Origin of the sequence: Staphylococcus caprae (genome assembly GCF_003966625.1) — a bacterium.
Classification (GTDB): domain Bacteria; phylum Bacillota; class Bacilli; order Staphylococcales; family Staphylococcaceae; genus Staphylococcus; species Staphylococcus caprae.
In genome coordinates this window covers 896,617-911,348 of the sequence record NZ_AP018587.1, presented here as the reverse complement: position 1 = coordinate 911,348, position 14,732 = coordinate 896,617, and the positions used below count along the sequence as shown (strand labels likewise).

Sequence of the window (14,732 nt, the reverse complement as noted above, 5' to 3'; positions counted from 1 at the left end):
AGTAGAAAACAAAAAGTGGAAATTTAACTAGATTATTTAAAGTAACTCAGAAAATGCTTAACAGTCTTGTCAATATTATCACTTCTAGAAATAGCAGAAATCACTGAAATACCATCTGCATCAGCTTCAGCTATCGAAGCAACATTTGATTCATTAATGCCTCCGATAGCTACAATAGGAAAGTCATCCAGATATTCTCTCAGTTTTTTAATCATTGATGGCCCTACAGGTTCGCTAGCGTCATCTTTAGAAGGCGTCGCATACATAGGCCCCACACCAATATAATTAACTTGAGATAGATCTGAATGTTGGTACTCATCTAGGTTACCAATACTTAATCCAATGATTTTATTTTCAAATTCTGCGGCAAATGCTTTTACCGCTTCATCGTCTTGTCCCACATGAATACCATCGGCATCAATCTCCTTAGCTAACGCCACATCGTCGTTAACAATAAATGGGACTTGGTATGTTTGGCAAAGTGATTTTAATTTTAAGGCTAGTTGCTTTTTATCCTCGCCTTTTAGAGCAGTAGGGCCTTTTTCTCGAAACTGATACAAAGTGATGCCAGCTTGTAATGCCTCTTCTAACACTTGTTCAATTGTTCTACCTTCAGGTATATCTTGTGTACCACAAATAAAATATACTTGTAATTGTTTTGGATTAAACATTTATGACTGAACCTCTTCTTTATTTACATATTTTTCAAATGTTGCATAATCTAAATTGTATAATTGATCCAATAGCTCAGGTAAGAATGAACCTGGTCCACGTACATGCTTTTCATTTTCAGCAAGTTCTGCTGCGATATTATAAATACTTACCGCTTCAATTAAAGCCTCTATAGATGGTTGCGTATTTCTAAATAAGAAACTAGCGACAACACCACCTAATAGACAGCCCGCCCCAGTAATATTAGCTAATAGAGGTGAGCCATTAGAAAGCTTCACTATCTGTTGATCTTGAACGATGACGTCTTCTTTACCAGTAATGACAACTGCCGCATTCAAACTCTCAGATGCCTTCTTAGCAATATCAATTGGATCAAGCGAATTATCGCTGTCTGTGCCTTTCATAGTCGTTTGCGAATCTATCAGTGTTAAAATTTCAGACGCGTTACCTTTAATCACCGTGACATCTATTTGTTCCAAGAATCGCTTACAAAATTGCTTACGATATGTAGATGCACCTACTGCAACTGGGTCAAAGACAATAGGTGTGCCTTGATCATTAGCAATTTTACCAATACTCATAATATCTTCTTCATTTTCATGAGTAAGCGTTCCAATATTAATTACGAGTGCACTTGCAACTTGATAGAATTCCTCTGCCTCTTCAGGTGCTTCACTCATCGCAGGACTTGCGCCTAAACTAAGTAATCCGTTCGCCGTGAAGTTTTTAACCACATCATTCGTATAACATACGATAAGTGGATTTTCGGAACGTAAACGCTCTAAATTATTCATCATCCAAACCTACTTTCTTTAAAAATGCAAAGTGATTAACAGGACCTCTTCCTTTACCAATTTCTGGTGTGTGCTCAATACTCATGGAAATAAATGCTTTAGCTTTTTTCACTGCTTCGTAAATTGAGCGACCTTTAGCAAGTTCTGCTGTTATTACTGCTGAAAATGTGCACCCTGTTCCGTGCGTGTGTTTCGTATCGAAACGTTTATTTTCAAACGTATACACATCGTCTTTAGTAAATAAGAAGTCTTTCGCATTATTTAAGTCTGCAGAGTGTCCACCTTTAATCACGACACCTTTACTACCAATTTCATTAATAAAAATGTCGCCAGCTTTACGTATGCTTTCTTCATTATCAATCTTTAAACCAGTGATTTCTTCAGCTTCAGGGATATTAGGTGTTACCACATCTGCTAAAGGTAAAAGCGTAGATTGTAAATGTGATTTTGTGTCATCATCCATCAACGAATCTCCACTTTTAGCTAACATCACAGGGTCTATAACATATGGAATGTCAGAATATCTTTCCAAATAAGTTTGAATAAGTTCCATTGTTTCCTTGGTCGCAATCATTCCTGTTTTAATTGCATGAGGTAACTCATCATCAAATACGCTTTCTAATTGTTCTTTCACCCAGCTTGTTTCGAGATTGTGAATATGTTGGACGCCTAGTGTGTTTTGAGCGACGATACTTGTAATCGCTGCCATTCCGTACACACCACATGAATGAAATGATTTTAAATCAGCCATAACACCCGCGCCACCTGTAGGATCTGTTCCTGCGATGGTTAATGCAATTTTAGGTTTATTCATGTTTTTCTCCTCCGAAATTCCATTTTTCATCAATATAAGCCATATTAAAGAAGTTACGTTCATGAATGGTACTTTGTAAGAAATTTTCTTTAATTTCTTCTTTTTGTGCTTTTGTGCATTCTTCTGTTAAACGATCCATTAATTGGTCGAATACTTCTACAAGTGGATCCATTTCAGTACTGTAGAAATCGAACCATTTTGCTGTAATTGAGTCTCTATTGAGGGCTGGATCTTTGATTGCACGTTTTGCTACCACTGCATATACGTATGGACAAGGCGCCATCGCTGCTATTGTATATGCTGCATTTTCATGTGCGTAAGCATTGTAGTACATGTGTTTTATATAATGGTCTCCACTAGGTGGCCAAACCTTTTCTTTAACAATTTCATTGTAAGGTTCATTGATATAGTCTGCTAATACTTCATGTGCTTCAACTTCACCTTCTAGCATAAATTCTATTTGCTCTACTAAAAATTTAACATCCTCCATTGTAGGCACTTTAGGTACAAGTAAAGCGTAAAGATTACTAAATTCCTTCAAATAAGACGCATCTGCTCTTAAGTATTGACGGACTGCCTGTTTAGATAGTGTTCCTGCGAGTAAATCTTGAATAAAACCATCATTATAAATATCTTCAATAATTGGTTGTGCTGCTTCCCTTAATTCTTTTGAAAATGTCATTCGTATGCCTCCTTGGATAATAAAAAAACTACTTTCCAACAATGAAAAGTAGCATGATCAAGGCAAAAAGATGCTTATTTGATTATGACTACTTTCCTACGTTGGTACTAACCAAATCAGGTTATAAGGGTCTGAATCACTTCATCTCAGCCAAACGGCTCCCCTAGTAGTTATATTGATGTATTTCATCTATCACATTATCAAACGAATACCTGTAAATCAATCAAATGGGCTGTAAAACATGAAAAAACCACCTTCTCATTGAGAGAAGATGGTTAATTGGACTCATAAACTTAAATTATGCAGTTACCCATTGGTTAGCGCCTGCAGTGTTGTATAATTTAACTGCTGCAGCATCTTGTACGCTTTCTGGAGCGTTAGCTGGTGATTGACCTTTATATTGACTTGGAGCTACTGAATCCCAAGTTGATTGTAAGAATTGATATTTACCAGCTGCGCCTGAAGATGGGTTGATTGCATGAATGTCGCCACCTGATTCACGTTGAGCAATTTGTTGTAAATGAGAATTTACATTTACTGATGAACCACTTGATGCTTTACTACTTGAAGTGTTGTTAGATGGTGCACTGTAAGAAGTAGTTGCTTTAGCTTGTGGTTGTTGAGTTTGCTCTGTTTGTGGAGCAGCTGTTTGCTCAGGTTGAGCTTGGTTAGATTGTTGTTGTGCACTTACTTGTTCAGCTGAAGTTTGGTTATTTGAAGCTGAAGCTTGTTCGCTTACATCTTGTTGTGGAGTTGCTTGACCAGTTTGTGCATAGTTCCAGCTCCAGTTATTACCGTCTGATTCGAAGTGGTAAGTGAAGCCGTTATAATCGAATGTTACGTTATAAGCACCTTCTTGGATAGGGCTTTCGTTTAATGATTGATCATTTGATTGTGCTTTTTGTGCTAATTCTGCTTTATCTACGTTAGTAGCTTCGCTTGCATGAGCGTCATGACCAGCGTTACCTGCTACTACGCCTAATCCTACTGCTAATGATGATGCAATTAATGTTTTTTTCATTATTAAAAATCCTCCTAAAAGTGATTTGTTTTCTTAACTAATTTACAAATACCACTCTAACATCTGAAAATACGGTGTAGGTTACAGTGAAATAAAAAAAACCGTTACTTTTTTACACTCGAATTACACTAAAAATTAATTATAAATAGAATTAAAATTCTATTCAAAACTGTCATGACAGTTTTGAATTTGTTTCGATTGCAAAATGTATCTGTAATATAAATGAAATCTGTCAGATAATTGTATGTATGTTGTGGCTAAAAATAAGGATTTATAAAAGCGACCTATTCTTTAATATTGGCCGATTAAAGTAGGTCGCTTGAGTATAATTGAAAGAAAAGGATAATTTAAGTTTTATTAAAATAAGATGGAGTTTAGGGGGAGTTAATTATTATATATTGATAGTTTCAAATTCGTCTGAGTGATAAGTGTCTTCGTCAAATTGATTTTGAGAGATAATTTCGTTACTTTTTGTTTTGGGAGACATGAATTTAATCGTTTCTACATATAGTTCGGTTACAAAATGTGTTTGCCCTTCTTTTTCATATTTTCTTGAACGCATTTGTCCAGTTATCCCTACTAAAGTAGCTTGACTGGTATATTTTTCAATATTCGTAGCTGTTTTACCAAATGCCTTACACAGTAAATAGTCGCTCGAAACTTCATTATTTTCGTCTTTGTAATTTCTTTCTGTTGCTACACAAAACGTTGCAACTCTACTATCCTCCTTTTCATATATTTGGGCATCTTTAGTTAACCTACCAACAATTACTATTTTATTTAACATGTGTCACCTCCTTCTTGTAATACATCTTAATTGAGAAGGGATCATTTGGTCAAAGTGACAAATATCCCTAAAACGTTAGCTATTTGTAGTATATTTTTGATATATTTAAAGAAAATAATGATTAAATAAGTACAACACTGCTTGTAATTTAATTTATTGTATATTTTTAAAAAACAAATGGGATGTGAAATAATGAAGACATTTAAGGCAGTACGATTTCAGATTGTAAATGAAAATGGTGGCGTTTCAGAATATGAAATCGAGGATGGCGTTATTATAAATAAAGAAGGAAGTGGCACAGGCTGGCTACTTGAAATCGTTATTTCAAATGAACACTATGAAACATTTCAAACTTATATGAAAGACCAAAAGTTATTAGATATTAGAGTAGTTATAACAAGACCGGCTAATGATCCTGCACTCTTTGATGCCACTGTCAAAAACGTTGCGAAATTTAAGAAAACAATGTCAGTTGTATTTGAATGTCATATTTATACTTTAAGACAGGTGTACGCAGAAAGCCTATTAGAAGAGTTAGTTGACGAAGGATTAACAGGAGAAGAACTTAAAAAAACCTTTAACCGAATGATGCAATCTAAACCAAAATTAAAAGATGAAAAATTTGAAAGAAATTAAATTACGGGTTCCTATCGCAAAATAATAGGAACCCGTTTCGTTATATATTGAATTAATTATGCATCTTGAATAGCAAATGTAAGTTCACAACTACATGCTAATTGACCATCCACTGTAGCTTTGGCAGTACCTTTACCAATAGGACCTTTAATCTTAGTAATTTCTACTTCTAACATTAATGTGTCACCAGGTGTGACTTGCTTCTTAAAGCGACATTTGTCTATTCCAGCGAATAGTGCGATCTTACCTTTATTCTCTTCATTATTTAACATTGCTACAGCACCAGTTTGAGCTAATGCTTCAGTAATTAGTACTCCTGGCATTACTGCATAATCAGGAAAATGCCCTTGGAAAAATGGTTCGTTACCAGAAACTTGTTTTAACCCTACACATCTCTTACCTTCTTCGTATTCAACTACTCTATCAATCAATAAGAATGGCTGTCTATGTGGGATAATTTGTTTAATTTGATTATAGTCAAAAATTGTTTCCATTATGTTAAACCTCCGAAACTTGAAACTTTGTTGTATTCATTTTAATCATTGACACGTTGGATATCTGCACCAAGATCTTTTAATTTACCATGTAAATTGACATAGCCTCTGTCTAGATGTTTAAGTTCAGTCACTTGTGTCGTACCATCTGCTACTAAGCCAGCTAAGATTAACGCTGCTGCAGCTCTTAAATCAGTTGCTTTAACTTGTGCCCCTTGTAATTGACTTTTACCTTCAATTTTGGCACTTCTTCCTTCAACATTAATATTTGCATTCATTCTTCTAAATTCAGCTACATGCATGAATCTATTTTCGAAGACTGTTTCAGTAATAACTTTATGGCCATTTGCAGTTAGTAATAAAGCCATCATTTGTGATTGCATATCTGTAGGGAACCCTGGATGAGGTAGTGTTTTAACGTCAACAGGATTTAAATCACCTTCTGCAGAAACACGAATGCCATCTTCTTTATAATCTAAATTGACGCCCATTTCTTCTAATTTATAAACTAGGCTCGCCATATGTTCTTTAATCGCACCACGTACAAAGATGTCTCCTCTTGTAATGGCACCTGCAATTAAAAGTGTACCTGCTTCAATTCTGTCAGGAATGATTGAATGTTCGACACCATGTAACTTTTCAACACCATGAATCGTAATGGTATCTGTTCCTGCGCCTGTAATTTTACCGCCCATTTCATTAATGTAGTTAGCTAAATCGACAATTTCAGGTTCTTTAGCTGCATTCTCTATAATGGACTTTCCAGATGCTAATGACGCTGCCATAATAATATTCTGAGTAGCACCTACACTTGGGAAATCTAAATGAATTTGTGTACCTTTTAATCCGTTTTTGGCGTTTGCATAGATATTACCATTTTCTAAGTGAATCTCAGCACCTAGTGCTTCGAACCCTTTAATATGTTGTTCAATCGGTCTACTTCCAATTGCGCATCCTCCTGGTAGTGCTACAATTGCATGACCAAGTCTTGCTAACAATGGTCCCATTACTAGAATACTCGCTCTCATTTTACTCACGTATTCATATGGCGCTTCCTCATTTAGCTTTTTAGTTGCATCAACAGTCACAGCATTTTCTTCTTTATGATAAGAAACATCTGCGTTAAGTGTTGATAGAACATTATTAATCGTTTCTACATCGCTTAAAGCTGGAACATTAACAAGTTTACTTTCACCCTCTGAAGCTAGTAAAGAAGCTGTTAAAACTGGTAATACCGCATTTTTTGCTCCTTCAACTTTTACTTCACCTGTTAATCGATTTCCACCTTTGATTACTATTTTATCCATCTTTAATCCTCCACTTATAACTCCTATTACTTCTTCATTTCCCTGATTATTTATTTAATATTCATTCTATAATTATATCCATTATTCAATATAAATAACAGTTTTAGAATTACTTTAATAAATATTTAACTTGAGTTGAATATTGTAATAAATCAACAATAAAATTACTTACTGAAGTTCCTAATAAAATCGCTACGAATATCATACAGACTTGCACTTGTAATGCATAACCTTTTTTGAAAAATTGGTCTAATCTAATAGAGTTTAAAGCCCAATAAGCTATGCAAATACATATGACGTGTAAGAAAAGATGTACAATTGCAAATTGACTCAGATAATCCATATTAAACTCCTTCGCAAGATTACTGTATAACATTGTACACGAAATAACGTGATAAAGATACTTTAATAAATTAGTAAATAAAGATGAATGGTATTAGAATTTAAAAAAGGTTCGAAAGCGTTGCTCACGCCATCGAACCTTTTTGATTATTATTTAAACTCAGCCACACGTAAACGGTTGTTAGCACGTTCTAACGCTCTTTTGGCTCTATTAATGTCACTATTATCATCATCATTTTCTAAATGTGATTCTGCTCTCGACTTAGCTAATTTAGCTCTCTCAACATCGATTTCGTTAGCAGCTTCTGCTGTTTGGACGATAATTGATAATTTATGTTGTCTAACTTCAACAAAACCATCACTAACTGCTACATATTCATTACCATTGTGAAAGTTAACTTTAACATAGCCAGTTTTTAATGCGGCAACTGTTGGAATGTGTCCACTCATGATACCCATTTCACCAGCTGTCGTTTGTAATACAGCTAGTTCTACATCTTCACGATCGTAGACAGAACCATTAGGAGTGACAATATTTAGGCTTAATGTATTCATTATCCATACCTCCTAATTATTAGACTTCAACACCCATATCTTTGGCTTTTTCAATTACGTCTTCCATACTACCTAATAAACGGAAAGCATCTTCTGGAATATGGTCATATTTACCATCTAAAATATCTCTGAAATCAGATACTGTCGTTTTTACAGGTACATAAGAACCTTTTTGACCAGTGAATTGTTCAGCTACGTGGAAGTTTTGTGATAAGAAGAATTGAATTCTACGTGCACGTTCTACAGTTTGTTTATCTTCATCAGATAATTCATCCATACCAAGAATAGCAATGATATCTTGTAATTCTCTGTATTTTTGTAATGTAGATTGAACTTCACGCGCTACATCGTAATGTTCTTGACCAACGATTGATGGTTCTAAAGCTCTTGAAGTTGAAGCCAATGGATCTACCGCTGGATAGATACCCATCTCAGTTAATTTACGCTCTAAGTTAGTTGTTGCATCTAAGTGAGCGAAAGTTGTAGCTGGCGCAGGGTCAGTGTAGTCATCGGCAGGTACGAATACTGCTTGGATAGACGTTACAGAACCTTTATTAGTTGAACTAATACGTTCTTGTAATTGACCCATTTCAGTAGCAAGTGTTGGTTGGTAACCAACGGCTGAAGGCATACGTCCTAATAATGCAGACACCTCAGAACCAGCTTGAGTAAATCTGAAGATGTTATCAATGAATAATAACACGTCTTGACCTTCTTCATCACGGAAGTATTCTGCCATTGTTAAACCTGATAATGCTACACGCATACGTGCACCTGGTGGCTCGTTCATTTGACCGAATACCATCGCTGTTTTCTTAATTACACCACTGTCGCTCATTTCATAATAAAGGTCGTTACCTTCACGTGTACGTTCACCTACACCGGCGAATACAGAAATACCACCGTGTTCTTGAGCGATGTTATTGATTAATTCTTGGATTAAAACTGTTTTACCAACTCCGGCACCACCGAATAATCCAATTTTACCACCTTTGATGTAAGGTGCTAATAAGTCTACTACTTTAATACCAGTTTCTAAGATTTCTACTTTAGTAGATAATTCATCGAAGCCAGGTGCTTGTCTATGAATAGGATCGCGACGTACTGAATCATCAATTTTTTCGTCTAAATCGATTGTTTCTCCTAATACGTTAAATACTCTTCCTAAAGTTGCATCACCAACAGGTACACTGATATCTTTACCTGTATTTTTAACTTCCATACCTCTTTGAACGCCGTCAGTTGAGTCCATAGCGATTGTACGTACAACATCATCACCTAATTGAAGAGCAACTTCAAGAGTTAAATGAAGCGTGCCATCTTCTTTAGGAACTTCGATGTGTAGGGCATTGTTAATATCAGGAACTTCATTATGTTCAAAACGAACATCGATTACTGGACCCATAACTTGAGTTACACGGCCAATTCCCATGTTGATTTCCTCCTTTTAATATTATTCAAGAGCTGCTGAACCACCAACAATTTCAGTAATTTGTTGAGTGATCGCTGCTTGTCTCGCTCTATTGTATTCTAATGATAGATCATCAATAAGTTCAGTCGCATTATCAGAAGCATTTTTCATTGCAGTCATACGAGAAGCATGCTCACTAGTTTTAGCATCTAGGATAGTACCGTAGATTAAGCTTTCAACGTATTGCGGTAGAATAACGCTTAAAATAGATTCTTTATCTGGTTCAAATTCATAAGATGACATTTGACCATGACCTTGGCTAGAATCTTCTTGAGATAATGGTAAAACTTGTTTTGTTGTTGGTTTATTTTCTAAAACACTCACATAGTGACTATAGTAAATAGTTAATTCGTCAATATTTTCTTCACTATATAAATCAATCGCATGTTTCGCAATCGCTTGAACTGATTTAAATGAAGGTTGATCTGGTAAATCTACTAAAGAACTTTCGATTTCATAACCTCTATTGTTAAAGAAATCTACACCTTGTTGACCTAAAACAATAATACTGTATTCACTATTATCTTTGTGTTTAGATTTAATATCATTCACTAAGCTTTTTAATACGTTCGTACTATATGCTCCTGCTAAACCTTTATCACTCGTAATAATTAAATAACCACTACGTTTAACATCTCTTGGTTTAAGCATAGGATGATTTGAAGAACTATTTGCACCTGCTACTGCTGTAATAGCATCTTGCATTTTCTCCATGTAAGGTCTGAACTGTTTAGTATTTTTCTCAGCTCTACGTAATTTAGAACTAGATACCATGTTCATGGCCTTAGTAATTTGTTTCATCTTTTTTGTCGATTTTATTCGATTATCTATCTCTTTTAGAGAGCCCATTATCTCACCACCTTATTATTTAGAGTATTAACGCTTCACTTTAAACTTTCAAAATGAAGTGACGTTTTAAATGTACTCTCAATTTCGCAGTTACATTCTATTTAGGTAGAATTATTGTTCTGATTTATTAAAACTTTTTTTGAATTCTGTAATAGCAGAATCAAATTTATCAGCATCTGGTAAAGCACCAGTTTCTCTGATTTCACTTAATAATTCAGTTGCATTCGCATCTGCCCAGTGGTTTAATTCATCTTCAAATCGAGTGATATCTTCCACAGGAATATCGTCTAAATAACCTTTTGTTAATGCATAAATAATTAACACTTGATATTCAACAGGTAGAGGATGGTTTTGGTCTTGTTTTAAGACTTCTACAGTACGTTTACCACGTTCTAATTTTTGTGCAGTAAATTCATCTAAATCAGAACCAAATTGTGCGAATGATTCTAACTCACGGTAAGAAGCTAAGTCTAAACGTAACGTTCCGGCTACTTTTTTCATAGCTTTGATTTGAGCTGAACCACCAACACGAGATACTGATTGTCCAGCGTTAATAGCTGGTCTTACACCAGAGAAGAACAGGTCTGATTGTAAGAAGATTTGTCCATCAGTAATTGAAATAACGTTAGTTGGTACATACGCTGAAATGTCACCAGCTTGCGTTTCGATAATTGGTAATGCTGTAATTGAACCGCCACCTAACTCATCATTAAGTTTAGCTGCTCTTTCTAATAATCTACTATGTAAGTAGAATACATCACCTGGGTACGCTTCACGACCTGGAGGTCTACGTAATAGTAATGATAATTCACGGTAAGCTGCTGCTTGTTTAGTTAAATCATCATATACGATAAGAACATGTTTACCATTAAACATGAACTCTTCACCCATAGTTACACCAGCATAAGGTGCAATATATAGTAATGGAGCTGGATCAGCTGCTGAAGCTGATACAACGATTGTGTAATCTAAAGCTCCGGCTTGTCTTAATTTTTCTACATTTGCACGAACTGTTGAATCTTTTTGACCAATTGCAACATAGATACAAATCGTATCTTGGTCTTTTTGGTTAAGAATTGAGTCGATAGCAACAGTTGTTTTACCAGTTTGACGGTCACCGATAATTAACTCACGTTGACCGCGACCAATTGGTACTAATGCATCGATTGCTTTAATACCAGTTTGTAATGGTTGATCAACTGATTTACGATCCATAACACCAGTTGCTTTTTTCTCAACTGGACGTGTTTTAGTTGAATTAATAGGACCTTGCCCATCAATAGGTTGACCAAGTGGATTAACGACTCTTCCGATTAATTCGTCTCCTACTGGTACTTCCATAATACGACCTGTACGTTTAACTTCGTCACCTTCACTAATTTCGTTGTATGGTCCTAAAATAACCACACCAACATTAGACTCTTCAAGGTTTTGCGCTAAACCTAGCACGCCGTTGTGGAATTCTACTAGCTCACCAGCCATAACGTCGTTTAATCCGTGAATTAATGCAATACCATCACCAATTTGAAGTACAGTACCGACATCAGTTACGGACATTTCAGACTCATAATTTTCAATCTGTGAGCGAAGTAATGCACTGATTTCTTCAGCTTTTATGGCCATCTATGTCACTCCTCTTTAAATATTAGTTAGCTCTTTCAAATTTTCTTTGTAATTGAACAAGGTCATTTTTAACACTACCGTCCATCACAGTTGTACCGACCTTCACTCTAAATCCACCGATTAAATCTGGATTGATTTTAGTGCTTACAATTACTCTAGATAAATGTGTTTGATTCTTAATTAATTGTTCGATTCTTGATAATTCATCTTCACTTAATTCATAAGTTGACTCTACAATTGCAAAGTCTTGATTGTAGTGTGCATTATATAAGCTTTGAAAAGCTCTAAATACATCTTCAATATATGATAAATGACGGTTATCTGCTAAAACTTTTAGCGTGTTAACAACATATTCATTTGCACCGCTATAAACCTCATTAACGAACGTTTTACGTTCATTTGCTGTTAATGAAGGGTTACTATCAATCGCTTTTAAACTTTTAATGTAGTCAAAAGATGAATGACTAATCGTTTCTAAATCTTCATATACTACATCTAATTGATTTGTATCGTTAGAGACATCAAATAATGCTTTGGCATATTTTTTTGCTACCTTTACCATTATTTATCCCCTGCCTCTTTTAAATACTTTTCAACTAATGCTTTTTGATCTTGCTCTGAAATTTCTTTTCTAAGAACTTTAGATGCGATTAATACTGATAGTTCAGATACTTGATTGTTGATATCAGCAAGCGCACGTTCTTTTTGACTGTTAATTTCACTTTGAGCAGTTTCAATCATGCCGTTAGCTCTTACGTTTGCTTCATGAATAATTTCTTCATGTTGCTTACGAGCTTGAATCTTAGCATCGTCTAAGATTTTTTGAACTTCATCTTGAGTCTCTTTAAGTGTCTTTCTATTTTCTTCTTCAAGTTTTTGAGCGTTAACTTTAGCTTGTTCAGCATCGTCGATATCTTTATTGATATCACGCTCACGTTTGTCCATTACTTCTTTTAATGGACCCCAAGCAAATTTCTTTAATAGTGCAAGTAGTACTACGAATGTGGCTATAGTTACAAGCATTGTTCCCCATTGTACACCTGCACCTAGAACGAATGTATTAGCTGTTGCAGTCACGGGCTCATGACACTCCTTTCGTCGATATAATCACTAAGCTATAAAAAAACAAAACGAACGGCGATAGTCTTGTAACAGACTTCGCCTTAATATGTCTTATCCAGCAAATGTCATGAACGCAATTACAACACCGATGATAGGTAAAGCCTCAACTAAACCAACACCAATGAACATGATACCCATTAATTGACCACGTGCTTCTGGTTGACGTGCTACACCTTCAACTGTTCTAGATACGATAAGACCGTTACCGATACCTGCACCTAATGCTGATAAACCAATTGCGATTGCCGCTGCGATTAAATTCATAATAAATTTTCCTCCTAAGAATTGTATATAATTATTAAATTAATTTAGTGTCCATCTGCCACTTTATGTGACATATAAACCATTGAAAGCATAATGAAGATATACGCTTGGATTGTGCCAACAAAGATTGAGAAAGCTTGCCAAACGATTAAACCTGGAATACTAATAATCCAGCCCCATGATAGATGTTCGAAAAATAGTCCTGCTAGTAAACTTAGTAGTAATTCACCAGCAAAGATATTCCCATAAAGTCGTAAACCTAACGTTAATGTAGATGTAAATTCTTCAAATACATTAATGATTGCAAGTGGCCAGAAAGGTTTAAAGTATCCAGCTGCATATGCTTTAGGTCCACGCATTTTAATACCATAAAAATGCGTTAGTAAAATCATAGTTGTAGATAAAGTAAGAGTTACCGTTGCATCAGCTGTCGGTGATTTCCACCACAGATAATGATCGTTAGTAACAATAGCGAATGGTAAACCAAGCATATTGGCTACAAAGATGAACAGAATTAATGTCACTGCTAAGAAGTGGAAGTGGCCACCTTTTTTCCAAGCCATGTTACTTTCAATGATACCTCTTACAAAATCAAATACCCATTCAATGAAGTTTTGCTTTCCAGTTGGTCGTTTTTTAAGATTACGTGTACATATTATAGCTATGATGAAAACCAAAATCGCTGTAATAACTACCATCATAACACTGGCCATGTCAAAGACGATATCGAATCCAAACACGTTCCAACTGACGAGTGGGGATTTGTGATCCATAAACTCACCTCTTTCATATTAAATTTTTACTCCCTTTTAAGTAGAGGGCGCAATATGATTACAATATAAGAAATCATTAAACCAATTAATACACCTATGATATTGATGTGATCCTTAAAGAAAAACCATAACAAACACGCAATGATTGCTACTAAATATCTCCAAATATTGCCCGTTGATATATGTATAGCATCTTTCTCTTTAGCCTTTGCCAAATAGCTTTCAAAGATGTATGTATTAACCAAAGAACCACATGCACCTATCAATAAACCTAAAATAAAAGGGTGGGGTACAATTAGATACAATATCCCAAGTATTATCAAGAGATAGAGATAATATTGGATATATTGTTTGAAAATGATGTAGAAACGACTCATTTATATGCCTCCGAGTGTCTTATACCAATCATGTAAACCGTTCCACTCATACAATCTAAATGATAATACAGGCTATTGTACGGTGTCAATTCCATTCAAAGTCTTGTTAAATTTTAAGACATTTTCGTCACAAAATATTCACAAAATAT

General features: G+C 35.1%; 19 protein-coding genes and 1 riboswitch. Of the genes, 1 reads left to right on the top strand and 18 read right to left on the bottom strand.

Annotated elements, in window-relative coordinates:
• Positions 1-32 precede the first annotated feature (32 nt).
• From thiE to JMUB898_RS04265, 6 genes are all read right to left on the bottom strand, one after another.
• Positions 33-671, bottom strand: a complete 639-nt coding sequence (gene thiE, locus JMUB898_RS04290; protein ID WP_002445552.1) for a thiamine phosphate synthase — start codon at positions 669-671, stop codon at positions 33-35.
• Positions 672-1,466: a hydroxyethylthiazole kinase gene (gene thiM, locus JMUB898_RS04285; RefSeq protein WP_002445553.1), complete on the bottom strand. Its 795-nt coding sequence runs from the start codon at positions 1,464-1,466 to the stop codon at positions 672-674.
• Positions 1,459-2,280 (bottom strand): bifunctional hydroxymethylpyrimidine kinase/phosphomethylpyrimidine kinase, encoded by an 822-nt coding sequence (gene thiD, locus JMUB898_RS04280; protein WP_126514784.1) that lies wholly within the window; start codon positions 2,278-2,280, stop codon positions 1,459-1,461. The genes thiM and thiD overlap by 8 nt, the downstream gene beginning before the upstream one ends.
• Positions 2,273-2,962 (bottom strand): thiaminase II, encoded by a 690-nt coding sequence (gene tenA / locus JMUB898_RS04275; protein ID WP_002445555.1) that lies wholly within the window; start codon positions 2,960-2,962, stop codon positions 2,273-2,275. Before tenA ends, thiD begins: the two co-directional genes overlap by 8 nt.
• A gap of 76 nt (positions 2,963-3,038) precedes the next feature.
• Positions 3,039-3,137, bottom strand: a riboswitch (TPP riboswitch).
• Positions 3,138-3,260: 123 nt separating this feature from the next.
• Positions 3,261-3,983, bottom strand: a complete 723-nt coding sequence (locus JMUB898_RS04270; protein ID WP_002445556.1) for a transglycosylase family protein — start codon at positions 3,981-3,983, stop codon at positions 3,261-3,263.
• A 391-nt stretch (positions 3,984-4,374) separates the two neighbouring features.
• The gene (locus tag JMUB898_RS04265) at positions 4,375-4,770 is read right to left on the bottom strand and encodes a single-stranded DNA-binding protein (RefSeq protein ID WP_126501915.1); all 396 of its coding nucleotides are present in this window, start codon (positions 4,768-4,770) and stop codon (positions 4,375-4,377) included.
• 192 nt (positions 4,771-4,962) lie between these two features.
• Here JMUB898_RS04265 and JMUB898_RS04260 point away from each other — a divergent pair, with 192 nt between their 5' ends.
• The gene (locus JMUB898_RS04260; RefSeq protein ID WP_037541858.1) at positions 4,963-5,406 is read left to right on the top strand and encodes a YwpF-like family protein; all 444 of its coding nucleotides are present in this window, start codon (positions 4,963-4,965) and stop codon (positions 5,404-5,406) included.
• 56 nt (positions 5,407-5,462) lie between these two features.
• On the opposite strand, the gene fabZ is transcribed toward JMUB898_RS04260, so the two are convergent.
• The 12 genes from fabZ to JMUB898_RS04200 all read right to left on the bottom strand — a co-directional run bounded on the left by fabZ (position 5,463) and on the right by JMUB898_RS04200 (position 14,583).
• Positions 5,463-5,900 carry a 3-hydroxyacyl-ACP dehydratase FabZ gene (fabZ, locus tag JMUB898_RS04255; protein ID WP_002445561.1) on the bottom strand — a complete coding sequence of 146 codons (438 nt, stop codon included), beginning with the start codon at positions 5,898-5,900 and terminating at the stop codon, positions 5,463-5,465.
• Positions 5,901-5,941: 41 nt separating this feature from the next.
• A complete protein-coding gene (murA, locus tag JMUB898_RS04250; RefSeq protein ID WP_044466358.1) occupies positions 5,942-7,207 on the bottom strand; it encodes a UDP-N-acetylglucosamine 1-carboxyvinyltransferase in 1,266 nt (421 codons plus the stop codon).
• 109 nt (positions 7,208-7,316) lie between these two features.
• Positions 7,317-7,550: a DUF1146 family protein gene (locus JMUB898_RS04245; RefSeq protein WP_037541859.1), complete on the bottom strand. Its 234-nt coding sequence runs from the start codon at positions 7,548-7,550 to the stop codon at positions 7,317-7,319.
• A gap of 149 nt (positions 7,551-7,699) precedes the next feature.
• Positions 7,700-8,104 carry a F0F1 ATP synthase subunit epsilon gene (locus tag JMUB898_RS04240; RefSeq protein ID WP_002445567.1) on the bottom strand — a complete coding sequence of 135 codons (405 nt, stop codon included), beginning with the start codon at positions 8,102-8,104 and terminating at the stop codon, positions 7,700-7,702.
• A gap of 19 nt (positions 8,105-8,123) precedes the next feature.
• Complete coding sequence (atpD, locus tag JMUB898_RS04235; protein ID WP_002445568.1) at positions 8,124-9,536, bottom strand: F0F1 ATP synthase subunit beta; 1,413 nt, start codon at positions 9,534-9,536, stop codon at positions 8,124-8,126.
• Between the two features lie 21 nt (positions 9,537-9,557).
• Entirely contained in the window at positions 9,558-10,424 is an 867-nt protein-coding gene (atpG, locus tag JMUB898_RS04230; protein ID WP_002445569.1) for an ATP synthase F1 subunit gamma, read from the bottom strand.
• Between the two features lie 111 nt (positions 10,425-10,535).
• Positions 10,536-12,047, bottom strand: a complete 1,512-nt coding sequence (gene atpA / locus JMUB898_RS04225) for a F0F1 ATP synthase subunit alpha (RefSeq protein WP_002445571.1) — start codon at positions 12,045-12,047, stop codon at positions 10,536-10,538.
• Positions 12,048-12,069: 22 nt separating this feature from the next.
• A complete protein-coding gene (locus JMUB898_RS04220; protein WP_044466359.1) occupies positions 12,070-12,609 on the bottom strand; it encodes a F0F1 ATP synthase subunit delta in 540 nt (179 codons plus the stop codon).
• Positions 12,609-13,124, bottom strand: a complete 516-nt coding sequence (locus tag JMUB898_RS04215; protein ID WP_002445575.1) for a F0F1 ATP synthase subunit B — start codon at positions 13,122-13,124, stop codon at positions 12,609-12,611. Before JMUB898_RS04215 ends, JMUB898_RS04220 begins: the two co-directional genes overlap by 1 nt.
• Positions 13,125-13,220: 96 nt before the next feature.
• Positions 13,221-13,433 carry a F0F1 ATP synthase subunit C gene (atpE, locus tag JMUB898_RS04210; protein ID WP_001048816.1) on the bottom strand — a complete coding sequence of 71 codons (213 nt, stop codon included), beginning with the start codon at positions 13,431-13,433 and terminating at the stop codon, positions 13,221-13,223.
• Between the two features lie 44 nt (positions 13,434-13,477).
• Complete coding sequence (gene atpB / locus JMUB898_RS04205) at positions 13,478-14,206, bottom strand: F0F1 ATP synthase subunit A (RefSeq protein ID WP_002445576.1); 729 nt, start codon at positions 14,204-14,206, stop codon at positions 13,478-13,480.
• A 26-nt stretch (positions 14,207-14,232) separates the two neighbouring features.
• Complete coding sequence (locus JMUB898_RS04200; RefSeq protein WP_037541860.1) at positions 14,233-14,583, bottom strand: ATP synthase subunit I; 351 nt, start codon at positions 14,581-14,583, stop codon at positions 14,233-14,235.
• Positions 14,584-14,732 lie beyond the last annotated feature (149 nt).